Here is a 17,926-nt window from a genome sequence, read left to right as displayed (position 1 = left end):
ACATTTTTGTAGCAAGGGTTCCTTTATGTAAAGCACAAGTAAAAGGGGAAAGCGAATGAACAAGACGATAACTGATAAACTCGCTGTTCTGCCGCCGCAGCCTGGCTGTTATTTGATGAAGGATAAAAACGGGACGGTCATTTATGTCGGAAAGTCCAAGCTCCTCCGCAACCGGGTCAGGTCCTATTTCACCGGTGCGCACGACCGCAAGACACAGCGGCTCGTCGCGGAAATCGTGGATTTCGAATATATTGTTACCTCCTCCGAAATTGAAGCACTCATCCTTGAAATGAACCTAATCAAAAAATATGATCCGAAATATAACATCCTCCTGAAGGATGATAAAACATATCCATATTTGAAAATCACAGCAGAAGAACAGCCGCGTTTGCTGGTGACACGAAAAGTGAAAAAAGATAAAGGCAAATACTTCGGACCATATCCGAACGTAATCGCAGCCAGGGAGACAAAGAAACTGCTGGACAGACTTTACCCGCTGCGAAAATGTAATACGATGCCGGACCGTGTCTGCTTGTATTACCACATGCACCAATGTCTTGGTCCTTGTGTCTATCCTGTCTCGCAGGAGACGAACCGGAATATCGTACAGAATATCACGACATTCTTAAACGGCGGACACCATCAGATCAAGAAGGATTTACGCCAGAAGATGCAGGAAGCTTCTGAAGAGCTCGATTTCGAGCGTGCGAAGGAGTTGCGCGACCAAATCCAGCATATTGAATCTGTTATGGAGCAGCAGAAGATGACATTGACGGATCAGACAGACCGCGATGTATTCGGCTTCGCCTATGATAAAGGCTGGATGTGTGTACAAGTATTCTTCATCCGCCAAGGTAAGCTGATCGAACGTGATGTAAGTATGTTCCCGTTCTTCGATGAACCAGAAGAAACATTCCTTACTTTTGTCGGGCGTTTCTATCTGCACCAAAACCATTTGCTGCCTAAGCAAGTGCTCGTCCCAATCGGTACGAATGTGGAGGGGTTGCAGCAGCTCTTGGAAACGGATGTAGCCATTCCATATCGCGGCCGAAAGAAAGAGCTTGTCGAGCTTGCTGGAAAGAATGCCAAAATCGCTATTAAAGAGAAATTCTCACTTATTGAGCGTGATGAGGACCGGACAATTAAGGCGGTCGAATCGCTTGGAGAGAAGCTAAATATAGCGACACCACACCGCATTGAGGCATTTGATAACTCTAACATCCAAGGTAGCGATCCGGTATCTGCAATGATCGTCTTTACCGATGGCCGTCCGGATAAGAAGGAGTATCGGAAATACAAGATACGTGATGTGAAAGGTCCCGATGATTACGATACAATGCGAGAAGTCATTCGCAGACGATATAAACGGGTGCTGCAGGACAATTTGCCACTACCGGACCTGATTGTCATTGACGGCGCAAAAGGGCAGATGAGCGCAGCAATAGAAGTACTGGAAGACGAACTGGGGCTTGATATACCGGTTTGCGGCCTTGCTAAGGATGATAAGCACCGTACAAGTGAATTGCTGTACGGGACACCGCCGCAAGTTGTTGATTTCGAACGGAATGCCCAAGATTTTTATTTGGTGCAGCGTATCCAGGATGAAGTACACCGATTCGCCATCAGCTTCCACCGCCAGCTGCGCGGTAAGAGCGCAATTAAATCGAAGCTGGACGATATTCCGGGTGTCGGTGAAAAGCGCAGAAGATTGCTCATGCGTCACTTTAAATCAGTGACAGCTATCCAAGAAGCAAGTGTTGAAGAAATCGCTAAGCTAGGTATCCCTGCACCAACTGCACAAATTATTTTGAACCATTTGAATAATCCAGAGGAAGTTATAGAAGAACAGGAAGAAGGAGACCAGGCCTAAGATAGGCCTGGTTTTTTTATGTGCCTAATTTAGAGAACACAGTTGAATATGTGTGTAATAAATGTTGTTTTACTCTTCGTGATCTATGATATACTTTAAATTAACATTAATTACCAAAAAATCTCTAGGAGAGGTGAAATAATGGGGTTTTAAGGCTTGCTTTTTTTAGGAGTAGCTGTAGGAGCTATAGTCTGTGCTATAGCTCGGATATTTAATAAAAAAACCAAGTTTCATATTCCACTAGTATTTCCAAGTATTTGTGTCGGTATCGTAACTATAGCTGCAGGACTGATGGTGGGGGCTTGGGATGGTATGGCTATTTCCATTATCGGACTTGGGACACTGGCTTTTACTATTCTGCCGGTGGGAGGCATAGTGGTTAACCGATATCAAAGTAAGAAGGGTTAAGGAACGAAGATAGTAATGCTAGCACAAAGTAATGTATATTTGGTATGAAGTGGATGAAAGTGAGCGTGGCATTATTGAGTTATAAGAACTTTTTCAAAGGTCCTGCTGCTATTAGCACCTTGTGTGCATTATTGTCGTTAACACTCGGTACCCTAAATCTGCTGCTTATCATGGTCACTCCCGAATTATGGAAACAACTAAACTTCCTAGAAGGCTTTGTTATTAATACCGTAGTATTCAGCACCCTGATTAGTTTTGTTTTTGCCTTCTTTGCGCCTGATAAAGAGGTGAGGATAACACTTATCCTATTTACTTTAGTTATGGGCCTTACATTATGCCCCATAACTGTTGGGACAGGTATTTTTTAAGATGAAACAATTAAGAAATGACGTGTAAGATACACACGTCATTTCTTCCGTTTTTATAGGTTGACTCCATCAATCTTCCTTTGCAAAATAAACATTAAACTGAACATGTTCCTTTTTCGGCACATTTTCGTCCACGCATTCACAAGCGAGCTCCTTGATCTGCTCGATGCTTGCAGCGAGGAAGCCTGCTTCCATTCTGTACTCTTTTCCGACTCCGACGTTCCATCTATGTATGACTGGTGCTCCCGAGAGTTCGAATGTCATTTCATGCCGTTTTTGTTTGACTAAGCTCAGGTTCCCCCAGCCCATTTGGATAAAAAAGTCCTCGACTTGTTCCATGGATGCTGGGTTTACTCTCCGTGCCAGTTTTTTACCCAGCACGTAAAGGATGGAAGAAGCGTCCTCACCTAATAAGTCTGGTAAACTGACAAAACGCAATATATCATGGCCGGCTCCATGAGTGATGAGCTGTTCCATATAATCCTTGTCGAATTCTTGCATTTTCTTTTGCATGCATGTCTTCCTTTCCCGCCTTGTTGCAATTACAAAGTATCTTTATTCACTTTACCATGAAAACCGGGTATACTGCCAATGTCTTTTGGCTGAATTGACAATGTTTATGAAACTGACAATATTCGTCGATATTCTCGTGAATTATATAAAATAAAAAAATAGATTAGTAAATTTTTTAAAGCGTTTTCTTGACGCCTAAATTTGATAGTTATACAATAATATTGTTAATAAGGATTCGGTTTTCATTCGGTTTTATTTTTAATCGAATATGAAAACGCAATCATTCTGTTAATTCAGAGAGCTATTGAGGGGGTACGTATGAACGAGAATCGAGAGTTTTTCTACCGCAGGCTTCATTCATTGTTAGGAGTGCTTCCAATCGGAATCTTCCTTATCCAGCATTTGGTCATTAACCACTTTGCTGCGTACGGAAGCGGCAGCTTCAATACTGCTGCTGGTTTCATGCACAATCTTCCATTCCGCTTTGTGCTTGAATGGATCGTCATCTACATACCGATCCTGTATCATGCCATTCTCGGTGTGTACATTGTACTGACAGGTAAGAACAATACAAGAAGATATGGATACTTCCGGAACCTGATGTTTCTGCTGCAGCGGATCACTGGTATCGTGACACTGATTTTCATCGCATGGCATGTCTATCAGACTCGTGTTATTACAATCTTCACGCAGGAAACAATTGATTTTGATTTTATGGAAGCTATTCTGACCCAGCCATTTTTCTTCTGGTTCTACTTGATTGGCGTCATTTCCACAACGTTCCACTTCGCGAACGGACTATGGAGCTTCCTGGTTACTTGGGGAATCACAGTATCTCCGCGTTCCCAGCGAATCGCGACATATGCGACGCTGCTTGTGTTCCTTGGCGTAACGTATTTAGGGGTACGCTCTTTGCTGGCATTCGGCATGGGTGTATAAGATAGCGGCTTTAAGAGAGGGGACTTAAAGATATGAGTAAACGTAATATAGTTGTTGTCGGCGGGGGACTGGCAGGTTTGATGGCTACCATCAAAGCAGCAGAAGCCGGCGTTCATGTAGATTTGTTATCCATTGTTCCGGTAAAACGCTCCCACTCCGTTTGTGCACAGGGAGGCATCAACGGAGCTGTTAATACAAAGGGTGAGGGTGACTCCACCTGGGAGCATTTCGACGATACGGTTTACGGAGGGGACTTCCTTGCCAATCAAGGGCCCGTAAAAGGAATGTGCGATGCAGCACCGAGTATCATCCATATGCTCGACCGAATGGGTGTCATGTTCAACCGGACACCAGAGGGTCTGCTTGACTTCCGCCGTTTCGGCGGTACGCAGTATCACCGGACAGCTTATGCTGGTGCGACGACTGGTCAGCAGCTGCTTTATGCACTTGATGAGCAAGTGCGGCGCTACGAGACTGCAGGTCTGGTAACAAAATATGAGGGCTGGGAATTTGTTCATGCCATCATTGATGATGAAGGTGTCGGACGCGGTATCCTGACACAGAACATCCAATCCCATGAATTGCGCGCGTTGCGGGCAGATGCTGTCATCATGGCGACAGGCGGACCTGGTATCATCTTCGGAAAATCGACGAACTCGATCATCAACACAGGTTCTGCTGCTGGAGCTTTGTATGAGCAAGGTGCAATTTATGCGAATGGAGAGTTCATTCAGATTCATCCTACGGCTATACCTGGTGACGATAAGCTCCGCCTTATGAGTGAATCAGCACGCGGAGAAGGCGGCCGTGTATGGACGTACAAAGATGGAGAGCCTTGGTACTTCCTTGAAGAAAAATACCCGGCGTACGGAAACCTTGTGCCGCGTGATATTGCGACACGGGAGATCTTCGATGTGTGTGTTAATCAGAAGCTCGGCATCAATGGCGAAAACATGGTCTATCTTGATTTGTCCCATAAGGATCCAAAAGAGCTGGATGTTAAACTGGGCGGTATCATTGAGATTTATGAAAAATTCGCAGGTGACGATCCACGTAAGGTTCCAATGAAAATCTTCCCGGCAGTCCATTACTCTATGGGCGGTCTTTGGATCAGTGATGATCAAATGACAAATATTCCAGGAATCTTTGCAGCTGGGGAATGCGATTACTCTCAGCATGGTGCAAACCGTCTTGGTGCGAATTCCCTACTGTCAGCAATTTACGGCGGAATGGTTGCCGGACCGAATGCGATCAAATATATCGACGGACTGGATAAGCATGCCGATGACATCTCCAGCAAGCTATTCGATGATGCGCTTGCCAAAGAGCAAGCCAACTTCGATAAGATGATTAAAATGGACGGGAATGAGAATGCGTACAAGCTGCACCGTGAGTTAGGCGAATGGATGACGGATAACGTGACAGTTGTTCGTGAAAACAGCAAATTGCTCAAGACGGATGACAAATTGCAGGAGCTTCAAGAACGCTGGAACAATATCAACATTCATGATACATCCCTATGGAGCAACCAGGGTGTCATGTTCACCCGCCAGCTGAAGAACATGCTGCATTTGGCTCGTGTCATGACAATTGGTGCATACATGCGGAATGAAAGCCGCGGTGCCCATTACAAACCTGAATTCCCAGAACGGAACGATGCGGAATTCCTGAAGACTACTATGGCTAGATATGATGAAACATCCAACTCGCCAGATATCTATTACGAAGAAGTCGACACTTCCTATATCAAGCCGAGAAAACGTGACTACAGCGCCGCGAAAGCGAAGGAGGCAAAAGCATAATGGAAGCGACGAAAACGAAGCAAGAGACGATTACAATCATTGTGACACGTCAGAACGATCCGAGTAGCGCCCCTTATGAAGAAACCTTTCATGTACCATACCGGGAGAATATGAACGTCATCTCTGCTTTGATGGAGATACGGAGAAACCCGGTGAATGCGGAAGGCAAGGAAACGACACCTATCTATTGGGATATGAACTGTCTGGAAGAGGTTTGCGGAGCATGTTCCATGGTCATCAATGGTACGCCAAGGCAGTCCTGTGCAGCACTTATCGATAAACTGGAACAGCCAATCCGTCTTGAGCCGATGGCCACGTTCCCGATTATTCGTGACTTGGCAGTGGACCGCTCCCAAATGTTCGACAGCCTGAAAAAAGTTAAAGCTTGGGTGCCGATTGATGGTACGTATGATCTAGGACCTGGTCCGCGTATGCCAGAGAAGAAAAGACAATGGGCATATGAGCTTTCCAAATGCATGACTTGCGGCGTGTGCTTGGAAGCATGCCCGAATGTGAACGATAAATCTGATTTCATCGGTCCAGCACCGATTTCCCAAGTACGTTTGTTCAACTCCCATCCAACTGGTGCAATGAATAAAGGGGAACGTTTGGAAGCATTGATGGGAGAAGGCGGCATCGGCAGCTGCGGTAACTCACAGAACTGCGTACAGGTTTGCCCGAAAGGTATTCCGTTGACAACGTCAATCGCCGAAATGAACCGTGCAACGAATATCCAGTCGTTCAAGAACTTCTTTGGAAGTGACACGAATTACTAAGATAGTTAATTTCTGAAGCAAAAAACGGAACTCCACATAGAGAGTTCCGTTTTTTTGTTAAGCTATCTTTAGAAAACTTGCTGCTGTACAATAGAGAAAATATTTATGATATTAGCCGAGGAGATGTTATTCATGAAAAAGAAAGCATTCTGGTTGCCTATACTCTCTTCCTTTCTTGTAATGGTGCTTTTATACACAATCGGTAACATATTCGAGATTTCATATCTTAGCTGGACTTTCTATAAGGAAAATCCAGCAGAAGGGGTTGTATTTGAAGCTGGAGGATCTCTTATTCCAGTTCTTATTGGTTTAATAATTGGTTTCGTTTTAGAAGGAATTTTGAAAAATAAACAGAAAGACGATATTGACTTATCGCGATAGCATCTCCACTTATTAACGAATACCTTGTAACTCCTAATCTATTCTTCAGTTATAGCTAAACAGACACGCTTATACGTTTTTTTACCTTCCAAAGCTGCAGGCTCGTAAGACTTAAGATTGTAAACCTCGTACATATATTCCAACCATCTGTTCAAGTGATTTCTCCAGATCAACATCAAGTTTAAATCCTGCGTGCTTATTTAAATCAATGAAGCCGTGCAGCATACTTCGGAACCCACGGATAGCATGGATCTTATCTGTTTCATCTAATGGGAATGATGTTAAACCATCAGCTATAAGCTGCACAAGTGCTTCACTAACTTCCCAGCTTCCACCAGGAAGGGAAGAGGCATACAGACCAGGATGAGAAGAGCCAAAATGCACATAGGCCTTTGCTAGTGACAGTAGCGGCTGTGCGCCCTGTTCGGTATCTCTCAGAGCTTCATAAAGTTGTATTTGTGCAGCTTCGGCCATTGCGTGCTTGATTTCCTCTAAGTTTTTGAAATGGTTATACAAAGAGGGCGGCTTAATTGATAGGGAGCGAGCAATATTTGCCATCGTGACTGCTTCGTATCCTTGCTGTTCAGCTAATGAAAGAGCAGTTTCGATGATCATCGTTTTGGTAAGCTGCATTCTAGGCATGTTACCTGGCTCCTTTTTCGGCACGCAGGATGGCTTGCTTCATAGACGTCAATGGTTCATGAAGCAAATCTCCATGTCCAACAGCCAAGATTGTAGGCTCTAAGTCTGCTAGCTTTTTGGCCGATTGAATCGAGATTTCTTTATTCCATGTGGCCCAGCTAGGGAATGGGAACTGCCACCTTAAATCTCCGGATACCGCTATTCCGCCTCGAAGCTGGAAAGCATCTCCGACAAGGAGTGCACCATCTCGATGGTCGAACAATGCCAGCATACCTGGTGTGTGCCCAGGCGCTGCTATCACTTCGAGTGATCCGACATGGTCACCTTCGCTCAAGAACCTTTCTGGTCTCGTCTTGATATTCTTCGGATATCCGCCCTTGATTGGGAGTCCAGCTTCCATTTTCGTTTCGTTTTGAAGTATATCCCACTCCATCTGCGATAACATGACCTCTGCATCGGGTAAAGCTTCTTTTAAGTTGTCTAGAGCCCCAATATGATCTGAATGGGCATGTGTTAATACGATTTTAGTTATTGGTTTACCAATCGTACGGGCTGCTGAAAGAATAGAAGATGCTGAGGATGCTAGCGCTGCATCGACCAATGTTAATCCATCTTCTTCTTCGACCAGATAACAATTCACCGGAAACAGTCGTGGCATAAATGATAGCTGATATAAGTTGTTTTGTTTGTGAATACGCATAAAAATCCCCTCCAAACTAATGGTATTAGTTAAACTATAAACTAATAGGATTAGTTTTACAAGGGATTATTTTCCATAATGCAGAATATATGATACGGTTTAACTAAGAAGGTCGCAAAGGAGGGGGAAGGATGTTTGGTTCTAAACTTCAGCGCTGGGGTGTAGGGTTGCTTTTATTGGCCTCTCATTGCTTTTGTTGGGAACAGTCACACAGAAGCCTATTTTGTTTATTCTAGGTTTTATATTACAGGTGGTTTCTCTTGTTTTACTTGCCATGCATATTGGAGATAATCACACTTTAAGAAAAAGCCGTTAATCAATCTATCTTACCTAATTTAAAATCATTTCCATTTGAAATGGGCTGGAAGAGAAGGAAGTTCAAGGAAGGAGCTGACCAATATGCGGACAGTAAGCTGGAAAGTATTCTGTTTTACTCTGCTTCTTAGTATCACTTGTTTCTTTTTCATTAATATCTTTACAATTAAGACCAATCATGTAAGTGGGAATGGAAATTTGGGATTGCCTCTTTATCCATTAGCATGTTTCTTTCTTTTGGCAGTCATGTATTGTCTGTTTGCAACCTATTTCAATAAGCTGAATGGCCGTCCAAGGATGCTGCACGTATTAACCATTGTACTTACTTGTATAGGTATTGCTGTTTGCTTTTCATTTGCCAGAGAAAAGTACGTACTTCGGATCGCAGAACTGGAGCAGACAATGGCTGTGAGTACAACGTTTATGCAGGATTATGGCTGGCAGGATATCCATTTGAATAACTTATACTTCAATGTATACACCTACATAGCTGCCGTTTCTCTTGCCTTTCTGCTGGCCGGGTTGTATTGCGTGGTAAGGAGACGAGTATGATGAAAAGACAGATTATCGCACTTGGCGGCGGAGGTTTCTCTATGGAAACGGACAACTTGGCTCTCGATCGGTATATACTTTCTCAAAGCGGCAAGATTGAACCACATGTTTGTTTCATTCCAACGGCTAGCGGAGATAAGCTGGATTATATTCGGCGCTTTTATGAAGCTTTTCATCAGCTTCCATGCAAGCCTAGTCATCTGTCGCTGTTTGAACCTAATTTCAAAGATTTGCGCACATTTGTATTGGAGCAGGATATCCTCTATGTCGGAGGAGGAAGTACCCGAAACATGCTGGTGCTGTGGCGTGAATGGAAGCTGGATAACATACTAGCTGAAGCTTACCAGAGTGGTGTTATCTTGGCGGGACTAAGCGCTGGGGCCAATTGCTGGTTTGAGGAGGGGCTGACGGACCCTTTGAACGGGCCACTGTATGCAATAGATGGTCTTGGTTTTTTACCAGGAAGTGTTTGTCCTCACTTTGATGGAGAGGCGAAACGTAGACCAGCTTATGTGAAGGCTGTAGGAGAAGGTAGTATGAAAGAAGGCTATGGGGTTGATGATAGTGCTGCTTTACATTTCGTAGATGAACAGTTGGATCAGGCTGTATGCTCTCGGAAGAATGCTGCTGTGTATAACATAAAAAGGCAAGAAGACGGCGCTTATGAAGAAGCGATTCCGGCTGCTTACCTGAATTAAATCGGCCATTACATTTCAACAATAAACCAGTGAATATGCGAAGCAGTTTCGGAAACCAGCTGCTTTTTCATCAATTCGGCATCTTCCATCGTATCGAATAGCTTACACATCGTACTGCCTGTTTCTTTCAGGCAGCGAATGTCTTCCTTCTCTTCACGCATGATCACATACGCCAATAGTCATCCCTCACTTATAGTTTTCTATCTAAGATGTGTTTAGAAGATTATATATCGAAGATGACCTGTTGTATAGCAGATTTATGTAAAAATTTGAAAATAACAAGGTAAATTATACCAGAAAAAATAACCTCACAGCTTCTATGCTGGAAGGTTATTTTTGTTTAGCGGAAAAATGGAAGATCTGTTGCTCCGACTAAACGGGCATAAATGAACAACTGACCTTTGTGATGCAATTCATGATCATACATAGCTTGAAGATAAAGTTCTTTCTTACCTTGCATACCTGGTAAATTTGCTTCGTTATCTAATGCTAGTTCTTCATCAGTAATTTTCTCAAAGTCTTTAATCGTTTGATCAGTAAAATGCTTTACTGCTTTTCTGAGGTCTTCCATCGTATGTACTTCAGGAAGATCTGGAGTTGTCATGGATTCCGTTTTCACCATATTTACGAACACACCGTTCCAGGCGGTTACGTGAAGGACCAGGTCACGAAGTGTCATCGCATCCTCCCATGGTTTAAAATCGAGATGACCATCTTCGATTTGATCGATGAGTTGAGTTAATACATTGCGGTGCTGCAGCCAGTTTTCTTTCCAATATGCTGTTTTACTCATGTAGCATTCTCCTTTTGGTAAGCTTCTTCTACACTATAAACAATAAGGCTAGGTATTGTCATTTGTGAAAGACTGAGTGAATTAGTTAAGGTGCTGCTGGATCATCGTGTATTATTCACAAGCATAATCATCCTTATCCCGGTCAAACTTGCGCTGATAGGCAGTATGAGTGCTTGGCACACCATCTGGGTATGTTTTTCTCAGTTCAGTGCAATTGGCAAATTGCGTTGATTCATTTGAAGTGCTGTCAACTGGTGTATCGGAAGTATCCTGGCTGGTAGCACAGCCGTTGAATCCACGATCTGTGACATATCCATTTTGCTGCCAAACTGCTTCATCATCGTTTTTAGCAGTTGCTTCCGCTTCCTCGAAAGTATCAAGATATCTTGTGTTTGGCGGGTACACATAAGCTACACGTGCTAATCCTTCTTCCAGCAATGTTTGCTGGACGCTCGCTCCGTCGGCATATACATAAGCAAGCAGTCGGCCGTACTTGTCCGTTCTACCACCTACATCAAATTCCAACTCCAATTTCTCCGCATCCGTTACCAGTTCTTCATTGCGTTTGCTGGCATCCTTTCCATAGGGCTGAACACACTTGTTCGGCGCCTTCGTCTCAGGAGTATCAACAAGCAAGTACCGGACCGTTTCTTCCTGGCCGTTGTAGTTCACTTTGATTGTGTCTCCATCGACAATTCGGATTAAAGAAACCTCGACCTTATCAGTCGTTCCTGAAGTTGTAGTAGCATTTCTATCTGAATCTGGCTGTTGATTTGTCGTGCTGACTGTTCCGCATGCACTGATCAGAAACAAGGCAATAATTAACCAAGTCGTACTATGTATTGTTTTTCTCATGCTGTTATAAGGCTCCTTCTAGCTGTTTCTATTTCCATAATAAAAGGGATGGACACAGCTTACAAGAGCAGAAAGCAGTACATCATGTGAGACGCACAGCTTGTAACCAGATAAAGAGAAAATACTAATCGTAAAAGTTATGGGATACAAAAGGAAGGGAATGATAAAAACGGGTGTTTTGACTATGTAGGAGGTTATGAGTGGAGCTGAAAGGGAACACGATTTTAATAACAGGTGGCGCATCTGGAATTGGCTTTGCATTTGCAGAGAGATTTTTGCAGGCAGGCAGTCAAGTCATTATTTGCGGAAGAAGAGAAAGCAAATTACAAGAGGCGAAAGACAAGCATCCGGAACTTATTACCCGTGTATGTGATGTATCAGTGGAGGCCGAACGGCTCACCTTGCTTGAATGGGTCAAAGAGGAGCATCCAGAGGTAAATGTGCTTGTTAATAATGCGGGAATACAGCAGCGTTTTGCCGTATTAGAAGCAGATCCAGTCAATAATTGGGCGTATTATAATAAAGAGATATCCGCAAATATTGAAGCACCGTTTCATCTATCGATGCTGTTTGCGCCTTACTTTTCTTCCAGTGGGAAGAAAGCGGCAATTATAAATGTCACATCAGGACTTGCATTTACACCAATGGCCATAGCACCAATCTATTCGGCAACAAAAGCAGCATTGCATTCCTTCACTATGAGTCTGCGTTTGCAGCTTGCTGAAACCAAAGTGAAAGTGATTGAAGTTGCTCCGCCTGCAGTCAACACAGATTTGGGAGGTGTGGGCATTCACACATTTGGTGAACCAGTGGATGAGTTTGCTGATGGTATATTCAAAGGGCTGGCAGAAGGTAAGGAAGAAATAGGCTATGGTTCATCAGCGAAGGCTTTACGAATGTCGCGTGATGAGATTGATGAAGCAGTAAAGAATATATACAGCAGAGTGAAGTAAAGAGGAAAAGAGCTGATCATAGTGATCAGCTCTTTTTGCTAGAGTCCAATTTACCGTATCCTAGTTGATGCAACGCAATCTTTAAATTCGATATGGTAGTAATTGTATTAAATTCTAAGCCGAGTGATACCATCGTCTGTGCAATTTCAGGACGGATACCAGTAATAATCGTCTCGATACCACTTATACGAAGTGATTGAACGATTTGAACAATCTGATTGGCTACCATCGTATCAATCATCAATACACCGGAAACATCCAAGACAAGATGATCTAACGCCAAAGCATTGCCTTGTGTCAATGCAGTCTCCATGATCAGTTTAGCCCGATGGGTATCTATCTCGCCAACAATAGGTATTACCGCCAATCCTTCATAAATCGGGACAACTGGCACGGACAGTTCCTCCAGCGCACTATAAGCTATACTAACCATCTCTTTATTATGCTTTTCAAACTGTCTTCCGATTTCAAAGCTGACTACTTCAAGCATTGGATCGATGATTTTCGATACATCCAGCATCGTAATAGCAGCAAAATGCCGCTCCTCAAGCTCTACCGTGAAGATGTCCCAAATAACACTGCGAAAGCTGGAAACGTATTGCAGTGTAGCAGTCAAGGAAATATTCATCTCCGTCGCAGCCTTTCCAGCCCATGAACCCCAAGCTAAGAAATTCTTTTCCACTTCTGCCTTGTTATCCTCAGCAAAAAGGATTGCCCCGATATTAGATACCAGTCTTGCATTGAATTTGGATAACTGATCTTTCGGGAGAGATAAGATACGAAGCTCTTTATTTAATGTCGAATCGAGGTTTAGAAGTACAGATTCGGCTATAATGTCTTGGTTCTTCTGTATCTTCTCCCCTATGTATCTCAATTCGTCTTTCATATCGATGTCCCCTTTTGTTGTGTATGCTACTTTAAGAATAATCTAAGAGAGAGCGTAATGGAAGTTTAAAGTGGTATATAAAATACTTCATTTTTAAAGGAAGATAAGATTTTTAAATAAATATTATTTAAAATTGACCATATTGTCCAACTTCGTACATCAATATTATTACTAATATGAGCGTATTTGAGTCACGTCTCAAATACGCTCGGATATTGTAATGAATAGACTCTAGATTAATACATACTAAAAAGCTTTCCGTCGATAAATGTAACTAGTAATACTCCAAGAAGCTCCGTAAATAGCTAAGCAAAGAAGTATGGCACTTGTATAGAAAATTGGCACGGACAGATTAAGAAGGAAATCTGTAAAGGATGTCAGCTTTTCACCTAAATAAGATACTATAGGAGGAACTATGCCTGCTAAAACCAAGAAACTGATTATTGCTACCGGGAAGGTATAACCTGGTTTTATGATATAAGACATGGGTAGGTAAAAAGATAACAGGAATAAGGCTAAACTGCTGCTTATTGCAATGTCTGTTATTGAGAAAGGTTTATTGAATACATACAATAAGATACTTGTAATCCCAGTTGCTAAGATTATAAAGACAATTGCTCCTATATATCGGGATGAAATAATTTCGATGCGTGTATAAGGAAGCGAATTCAATAGTATGTTAGTTTCTGTTTTTTCATCGTAAGCAAGCGTATTAATTGGAAGGATAACGCTGGCAAGTAGGAAGATAAAAGCTGGATGCTGCCTGTCCAATAGGACAAAGAATAATACTAATAGTATAAACACTAACAGCTGCCATTTTTGCAGAATAAAGTCGCGCTTGATTAAATTAAACATGCTGCACACCGCCTTTCAAATGAAACATAATATCTTCAAGTGTGGCCGGCTCAATAACAACGCTGTCTCCAAAAGTATTTTCTACATCATTAACTTTTTTTGTTAATGCTTCAAATCCAGTAGATAAGCGGTTTATATGCATGAAAGCCTTTTCCGTATCTCGATCCAGAAGCTCGGTTCTTCCTTTAACGAGAGCATAATTTTCCGTTATGTCATGAATGGAGTTATTAAAAACTAATTCCCCGCGGTTTATGAAGGCTATGTAATCTGCGATGCGATTCAAATCTGTTGTGATGTGGGTGGAGAAGAAAATGGTGCGGTTACCATCTAACATTAATTCCTGTAAGACCCCAAGCAGTTCCCGTCTGAAGATGGGGTCCAAGCCAGCTGTCGGCTCATCCATAATGATCAGTTCAGCATGATGAGACAAAGCAATCGCTAGGGAAGCCTTCATTTGCATACCTTTTGAAAATTTCTTAATTGATTTATTAAGCGGAAGCTCAAATTGTTCTACATATTGAGAGAATAGTGCATTATCCCAGTGTTTATAAGCTGGTGAGACAATACGTTTAATATCTTTTAAATTCAAATTCTCAAAGAAGACATTGCCATCGTAAACAAACCCAATTCGTTCCTTGATCGCTTTCTCATGTGTTTTGTAGTCCATGCCAAAAACACTTACTTCACCAGCATCAGGTTTTAACAGATTCATGATCATCTTTATCATTGTTGACTTACCGGCACCATTTGCACCGATAAAACCATGCACAAAGCCTCGCTTTACTTGTAAATCGATATTTTTAACAGAGAAATCTTTAAATCTCTTTGTCACGTTATTAAATTCGACTACATTCTCCATTCCTTTCACTCCTCATATAAGATCTTAATTAATTGCTGCAAATCAGCAAGAGATAAGCCGATTTCCCGGCTGTTCGTAATGACATCGCTTAGCTGCTCTTCAATCACTTTTAGTTTTTTCTCTTTGATAAACTCTACATCTTGTTCTGCAACAAATGAGCCTTTGCCAACAATGGAGTAAATAAATCCTGCCTTTTCCAGTTCTTCATAAGCACGTTTAGTCGTGATAACGCTGATTTGTAAATCCTGTGCGAGTTTGCGCATGGAAGGAATAGCGGCTCCCTCCGGCAGCTCACCCGATAAAATGGACGATTTAATTTGATTTGTAATCTGCTCATAAATCGGCTCCTTTGAATTGTTGGAAATAATAATTTGCATGTGATCCCTCTTATTCTATTTTTTGGAGAAAAGTAACGCGATAATATCTGCCACTGCCACAATAAGTAGTGCAATGATATGGACAACCATGACCATATTGAAGAATGGGTACGAGTATGGCGTAATCCATTCTGTAAAAAGTGATGAATCTAATATACTTCTGAACGTTCTGGGGATGAAGCTGTCACTATCGTTTATATTCGGTTCCAAGGAAGTCCCATCCACCAATACAAAGATTATTTGTACAAATAGGAAAACACCAAGGTAAGTTATTCAGCGCCGTATCGGAGTTAAAGTTGGGGCTTTTTCCGTGCTATTCACCTTAAGTAACCCTCCTTTTTTTGTATTGATACTGCTATATTGTATATGTTTTATGTATACAATATATACAAAGTTGAAGAAGTGCGCAACCATTTTTGTTAAATTAAGGAGATTAATGGTAGATTATACACTCAATTGGCTTGAGAAGAAGGGCTCAGAATATTTTAGATTATGTGATCCGGGCTTTTATAGGAATTGAACGATATGAAGCCACATCTAAAGAGCAGTGGCTGCACCTTATCAATGTAATATATTAGGAACCACTCATTGCTTACAAAGAAGAGGAAATTGATTTTATGTGGTCAAAAACTACAAAAAGAGCACTTTGATTGGTTGAGCAGTATCAACTGATTGGTCTGTTTCACTTCTTAGTGATCTATTGGAGGTCAGCAATGGATAAATACTTAATGGAGTCAATCTTGCACTTAAGTAACGCGAAAGAAATTGTGAATTAAAGAAAGGCTATTTCTATGATCAAAAGTATGTAATCGATCAAAAATATCTTTTAAGGATATTTCCTGTTGAAGAAGCAGCTAAAAGGGCAGATGAATTTTTATTTTTGAGTAAGATTCATGAGTTATCAAAATATGTCCCAAATGAGTTGGAGTTTAGAGCCATAGATGACTACCAGAAAGCTTATATGGTCTTACCATTTCTCCCAGGAGTTGATGCTGAGGAGGGATTAAGCAGACTTACGGAAGAGGAACAATATGCTGCGGGAGTCTCAGCAGGAAGTGAATTGAGCAATCTATGACGTATTGGATTAGGATAACAAATTAGTTATGTCCATCCGAAGCTTAGATAAAATCAAAGAGAGATGAAGAAATCACCAATCCCTGGTATGTTCATGTATGGCTTATTCAGTTCTCACTGTGATCTTGCCAGTCGTAATAAGTATCTTTATCAAGTACATCTATTATCTTACCGTTTACGTTAATAGTATCATCATCTAACCAGTTTACTTCAGGTGTCTCGCTATCAGAGTGTATTTCCCAATATACTGTCTCTTCTTTTAATTGGTTTTGATCTGAATCATTGGAGGAAATGCTAACTGCTTGCTGTATAGGGGTTGTTGCGTTACCGTTTTCGTCAATTAATCTTATCTCTGCAACATAGCTTTTATTAGGTGATTCAATAGTTGAAACAACTTGTCCTTTTCCATTTAGATCGTTTAAATTTACATCAATGAGGTTATATAAAATGATTCCACCGATAAGCAAAATAACAATAATCGGCAAAATGATAGCTAATAACCAGAATTTAAGTCTTCTCATAGTTTTCTCCTCTATTTTTATATTAACATATGGCTATTTTTTCATTATCGCTTAGTTCATTAGCACCTAAGCTGTCTAATTCTGAAAGTAGTTCCTCGTTAATCTCGTCGATCTTATCCGCAGCATCTAACGCAGTATCTTCACTTGAATATGTAGACGAATCACATCAGTTACAATTTAATGCTGGTAGTGATTAAGTTTTAACGTCATGATGTCCCCAATATTTTTCTGTTTTTACTTGTTAGTTGATCGATTCACACAATTTACCTGATAAGTGTGTTTTTGGTTTGTCCTGCATAAACAAAACATATATCTATAATTTATCGAAGAAATTATATTCGGATAAATAATATTGTTCTACAATGGATTTTCAAGCTAGGTTAAACGAAGAAACGACTACATTTAAATTACTGTGGCTTTTTCCTTAGAGAAGACGAGACAAGTGAAATTTTCCTAACTTCATTATTCAATTACGGTAATCTATAGAAGTGGGGGCACTTGTCACGCTAGGTAACACCTCCGCTAACAATCGTTAACAATTCGCGAATTCTGTTCACCCTCCGTCTCTGGTTTACATAAGCTAGATGGACTAAATAAATACCTGACGCAGCAACCCTGAAGATAGCAAGGAGGGGTTAACATTTGAAGGATAATGACTACAGGCCAAAACAATTACTCACCAAGCGAGAAAAAGAAGTCTTTGAACTATTGGTTCAGGATAAGACAACCAAGGAAATCGCCCAAGAACTGTTTATATCAGAAAAAACAGTGCGGAACCACATATCGAAT

Annotated in this window: 23 protein-coding genes; 11 read left to right on the top strand and 12 right to left on the bottom strand. The window is 41.6% G+C overall.

Annotated elements, in window-relative coordinates; all coding sequences use genetic code 11:
• The first annotated feature begins 55 nt into the window (after window positions 1–55).
• Window positions 56–1,870: an excinuclease ABC subunit UvrC gene (gene uvrC, locus CHH48_RS05860; RefSeq protein WP_095220192.1), complete on the top strand. Its 1,815-nt coding sequence runs from the start codon at window positions 56–58 to the stop codon at window positions 1,868–1,870.
• Between the two features lie 467 nt (window positions 1,871–2,337).
• Window positions 2,338–2,646: a hypothetical protein gene (locus CHH48_RS05850; protein WP_095220194.1), complete on the top strand. Its 309-nt coding sequence runs from the start codon at window positions 2,338–2,340 to the stop codon at window positions 2,644–2,646.
• A 69-nt stretch (window positions 2,647–2,715) separates the two neighbouring features.
• On the opposite strand, the gene CHH48_RS05845 is transcribed toward CHH48_RS05850, so the two are convergent.
• The gene (locus tag CHH48_RS05845) at window positions 2,716–3,159 is read right to left on the bottom strand and encodes a YslB family protein (RefSeq protein WP_095220195.1); all 444 of its coding nucleotides are present in this window, start codon (window positions 3,157–3,159) and stop codon (window positions 2,716–2,718) included.
• Between the two features lie 318 nt (window positions 3,160–3,477).
• Between CHH48_RS05845 and CHH48_RS05840 the strand changes: the two genes are divergently transcribed.
• The 4 genes from CHH48_RS05840 (at window position 3,478) to CHH48_RS05825 (ending at window position 7,057) form a co-directional block, all read left to right on the top strand.
• Window positions 3,478–4,098 (top strand): succinate dehydrogenase cytochrome b558 subunit, encoded by a 621-nt coding sequence (locus CHH48_RS05840; protein ID WP_095220196.1) that lies wholly within the window; start codon window positions 3,478–3,480, stop codon window positions 4,096–4,098.
• Window positions 4,099–4,130: 32 nt separating this feature from the next.
• Window positions 4,131–5,900, top strand: coding sequence for a succinate dehydrogenase flavoprotein subunit (gene sdhA / locus CHH48_RS05835; protein ID WP_095220197.1), 1,770 nt, complete (start codon window positions 4,131–4,133; stop codon window positions 5,898–5,900).
• Window positions 5,900–6,676 (top strand): succinate dehydrogenase iron-sulfur subunit, encoded by a 777-nt coding sequence (gene sdhB / locus CHH48_RS05830; protein ID WP_095220198.1) that lies wholly within the window; start codon window positions 5,900–5,902, stop codon window positions 6,674–6,676. Before sdhA ends, sdhB begins: the two co-directional genes overlap by 1 nt.
• 132 nt (window positions 6,677–6,808) lie before the next feature.
• Window positions 6,809–7,057: a hypothetical protein gene (locus tag CHH48_RS05825; protein WP_095220199.1), complete on the top strand. Its 249-nt coding sequence runs from the start codon at window positions 6,809–6,811 to the stop codon at window positions 7,055–7,057.
• A 111-nt stretch (window positions 7,058–7,168) separates the two neighbouring features.
• On the opposite strand, the gene CHH48_RS05820 is transcribed toward CHH48_RS05825, so the two are convergent.
• Window positions 7,169–7,699, bottom strand: a complete 531-nt coding sequence (locus tag CHH48_RS05820; protein WP_095220200.1) for a TetR/AcrR family transcriptional regulator — start codon at window positions 7,697–7,699, stop codon at window positions 7,169–7,171.
• Between the two features lies 1 nt (window position 7,700).
• Window positions 7,701–8,399, bottom strand: a complete 699-nt coding sequence (locus CHH48_RS05815) for an MBL fold metallo-hydrolase (protein WP_095220201.1) — start codon at window positions 8,397–8,399, stop codon at window positions 7,701–7,703.
• Window positions 8,400–8,798: 399 nt separating this feature from the next.
• Here CHH48_RS05815 and CHH48_RS05810 point away from each other — a divergent pair, with 399 nt between their 5' ends.
• Window positions 8,799–9,266: a hypothetical protein gene (locus tag CHH48_RS05810; RefSeq protein WP_095220202.1), complete on the top strand. Its 468-nt coding sequence runs from the start codon at window positions 8,799–8,801 to the stop codon at window positions 9,264–9,266.
• Window positions 9,266–9,964 (top strand): peptidase E, encoded by a 699-nt coding sequence (locus CHH48_RS05805; protein WP_245840440.1) that lies wholly within the window; start codon window positions 9,266–9,268, stop codon window positions 9,962–9,964. Before CHH48_RS05810 ends, CHH48_RS05805 begins: the two co-directional genes overlap by 1 nt.
• A gap of 8 nt (window positions 9,965–9,972) precedes the next feature.
• Here CHH48_RS05805 and CHH48_RS19450 read toward each other — a convergent pair whose 3' ends face one another.
• From CHH48_RS19450 to CHH48_RS05795, 3 genes are all read right to left on the bottom strand, one after another.
• A complete protein-coding gene (locus CHH48_RS19450) occupies window positions 9,973–10,140 on the bottom strand; it encodes a hypothetical protein (protein ID WP_175072816.1) in 168 nt (55 codons plus the stop codon).
• 164 nt (window positions 10,141–10,304) lie between these two features.
• Window positions 10,305–10,757: a DinB family protein gene (locus CHH48_RS05800; RefSeq protein ID WP_095220204.1), complete on the bottom strand. Its 453-nt coding sequence runs from the start codon at window positions 10,755–10,757 to the stop codon at window positions 10,305–10,307.
• A 111-nt stretch (window positions 10,758–10,868) separates the two neighbouring features.
• Window positions 10,869–11,612 (bottom strand): thermonuclease family protein, encoded by a 744-nt coding sequence (locus CHH48_RS05795; protein ID WP_095220205.1) that lies wholly within the window; start codon window positions 11,610–11,612, stop codon window positions 10,869–10,871.
• Window positions 11,613–11,812: 200 nt separating this feature from the next.
• Between CHH48_RS05795 and CHH48_RS05790 the strand changes: the two genes are divergently transcribed.
• Complete coding sequence (locus tag CHH48_RS05790; RefSeq protein WP_095220206.1) at window positions 11,813–12,565, top strand: SDR family oxidoreductase; 753 nt, start codon at window positions 11,813–11,815, stop codon at window positions 12,563–12,565.
• Window positions 12,566–12,590: 25 nt separating this feature from the next.
• On the opposite strand, the gene CHH48_RS05785 is transcribed toward CHH48_RS05790, so the two are convergent.
• From CHH48_RS05785 to CHH48_RS19770, 5 genes are all read right to left on the bottom strand, one after another.
• Window positions 12,591–13,451 (bottom strand): STAS domain-containing protein, encoded by an 861-nt coding sequence (locus CHH48_RS05785; RefSeq protein WP_095220207.1) that lies wholly within the window; start codon window positions 13,449–13,451, stop codon window positions 12,591–12,593.
• Between the two features lie 246 nt (window positions 13,452–13,697).
• The gene (locus CHH48_RS05780; RefSeq protein ID WP_095220208.1) at window positions 13,698–14,306 is read right to left on the bottom strand and encodes an ABC-2 transporter permease; all 609 of its coding nucleotides are present in this window, start codon (window positions 14,304–14,306) and stop codon (window positions 13,698–13,700) included.
• Window positions 14,299–15,165, bottom strand: a complete 867-nt coding sequence (locus CHH48_RS05775; RefSeq protein ID WP_095220209.1) for an ABC transporter ATP-binding protein — start codon at window positions 15,163–15,165, stop codon at window positions 14,299–14,301. The genes CHH48_RS05780 and CHH48_RS05775 overlap by 8 nt, the downstream gene beginning before the upstream one ends.
• Window positions 15,166–15,170: 5 nt before the next feature.
• Window positions 15,171–15,542: a GntR family transcriptional regulator gene (locus CHH48_RS05770; protein WP_095220210.1), complete on the bottom strand. Its 372-nt coding sequence runs from the start codon at window positions 15,540–15,542 to the stop codon at window positions 15,171–15,173.
• A gap of 15 nt (window positions 15,543–15,557) precedes the next feature.
• Window positions 15,558–15,815: a YfzA family protein gene (locus tag CHH48_RS19770; protein ID WP_255212164.1), complete on the bottom strand. Its 258-nt coding sequence runs from the start codon at window positions 15,813–15,815 to the stop codon at window positions 15,558–15,560.
• Between the two features lie 535 nt (window positions 15,816–16,350).
• On the opposite strand from CHH48_RS19770, the gene CHH48_RS19920 reads away from it, so the two are divergent.
• Window positions 16,351–16,617: a phosphotransferase gene (locus CHH48_RS19920; RefSeq protein ID WP_369679275.1), complete on the top strand. Its 267-nt coding sequence runs from the start codon at window positions 16,351–16,353 to the stop codon at window positions 16,615–16,617.
• A gap of 106 nt (window positions 16,618–16,723) precedes the next feature.
• Here CHH48_RS19920 and CHH48_RS05755 read toward each other — a convergent pair whose 3' ends face one another.
• Window positions 16,724–17,137 carry a DUF5412 family protein gene (locus tag CHH48_RS05755; protein WP_095220212.1) on the bottom strand — a complete coding sequence of 138 codons (414 nt, stop codon included), beginning with the start codon at window positions 17,135–17,137 and terminating at the stop codon, window positions 16,724–16,726.
• 642 nt (window positions 17,138–17,779) lie between these two features.
• On the opposite strand from CHH48_RS05755, the gene CHH48_RS05750 reads away from it, so the two are divergent.
• Window positions 17,780–17,926, top strand: a 147-nt coding sequence (locus tag CHH48_RS05750; protein ID WP_095267099.1) for a helix-turn-helix domain-containing protein, incomplete at its 3' end; no start/stop codon positions are given.

The sequence above is a fragment of the Terribacillus saccharophilus genome (assembly GCF_002272075.1).
Classification (GTDB): Bacteria; Bacillota; Bacilli; order Bacillales; family Amphibacillaceae; genus Terribacillus; species Terribacillus saccharophilus_A.
The sequence above is the reverse complement of the archived record's forward strand: the minus strand, read 5'-3'. Positions and strand labels throughout refer to the sequence as shown.

What these genes read in the sequence shown, in the direction of transcription:
- uvrC (WP_095220192.1), top strand. Translation starts at nt 56, where the DNA reads ATGAACAAGACGATAACTGATAAACTCGCTGTTCTGCCGCCGCAGCCT.
- CHH48_RS05845 (WP_095220195.1), bottom strand. Translation starts at nt 3,159, where the DNA reads ATGCAAAAGAAAATGCAAGAATTCGACAAGGATTATATGGAACAGCTC.
- CHH48_RS05840 (WP_095220196.1), top strand. Translation starts at nt 3,478, where the DNA reads ATGAACGAGAATCGAGAGTTTTTCTACCGCAGGCTTCATTCATTGTTA.
- sdhA (WP_095220197.1), top strand. Translation starts at nt 4,131, where the DNA reads ATGAGTAAACGTAATATAGTTGTTGTCGGCGGGGGACTGGCAGGTTTG.
- sdhB (WP_095220198.1), top strand. Translation starts at nt 5,900, where the DNA reads ATGGAAGCGACGAAAACGAAGCAAGAGACGATTACAATCATTGTGACA.
- CHH48_RS05825 (WP_095220199.1), top strand. Translation starts at nt 6,809, where the DNA reads ATGAAAAAGAAAGCATTCTGGTTGCCTATACTCTCTTCCTTTCTTGTA.
- CHH48_RS05820 (WP_095220200.1), bottom strand. Translation starts at nt 7,699, where the DNA reads ATGCCTAGAATGCAGCTTACCAAAACGATGATCATCGAAACTGCTCTT.
- CHH48_RS05815 (WP_095220201.1), bottom strand. Translation starts at nt 8,399, where the DNA reads ATGCGTATTCACAAACAAAACAACTTATATCAGCTATCATTTATGCCA.
- CHH48_RS05810 (WP_095220202.1), top strand. Translation starts at nt 8,799, where the DNA reads ATGCGGACAGTAAGCTGGAAAGTATTCTGTTTTACTCTGCTTCTTAGT.
- CHH48_RS05805 (WP_245840440.1), top strand. Translation starts at nt 9,266, where the DNA reads ATGAAAAGACAGATTATCGCACTTGGCGGCGGAGGTTTCTCTATGGAA.
- CHH48_RS05800 (WP_095220204.1), bottom strand. Translation starts at nt 10,757, where the DNA reads ATGAGTAAAACAGCATATTGGAAAGAAAACTGGCTGCAGCACCGCAAT.
- CHH48_RS05795 (WP_095220205.1), bottom strand. Translation starts at nt 11,612, where the DNA reads ATGAGAAAAACAATACATAGTACGACTTGGTTAATTATTGCCTTGTTT.
- CHH48_RS05785 (WP_095220207.1), bottom strand. Translation starts at nt 13,451, where the DNA reads ATGAAAGACGAATTGAGATACATAGGGGAGAAGATACAGAAGAACCAA.
- CHH48_RS05780 (WP_095220208.1), bottom strand. Translation starts at nt 14,306, where the DNA reads ATGTTTAATTTAATCAAGCGCGACTTTATTCTGCAAAAATGGCAGCTG.
- CHH48_RS05775 (WP_095220209.1), bottom strand. Translation starts at nt 15,165, where the DNA reads ATGGAGAATGTAGTCGAATTTAATAACGTGACAAAGAGATTTAAAGAT.
- CHH48_RS05770 (WP_095220210.1), bottom strand. Translation starts at nt 15,542, where the DNA reads ATGCAAATTATTATTTCCAACAATTCAAAGGAGCCGATTTATGAGCAG.
- CHH48_RS05755 (WP_095220212.1), bottom strand. Translation starts at nt 17,137, where the DNA reads ATGAGAAGACTTAAATTCTGGTTATTAGCTATCATTTTGCCGATTATT.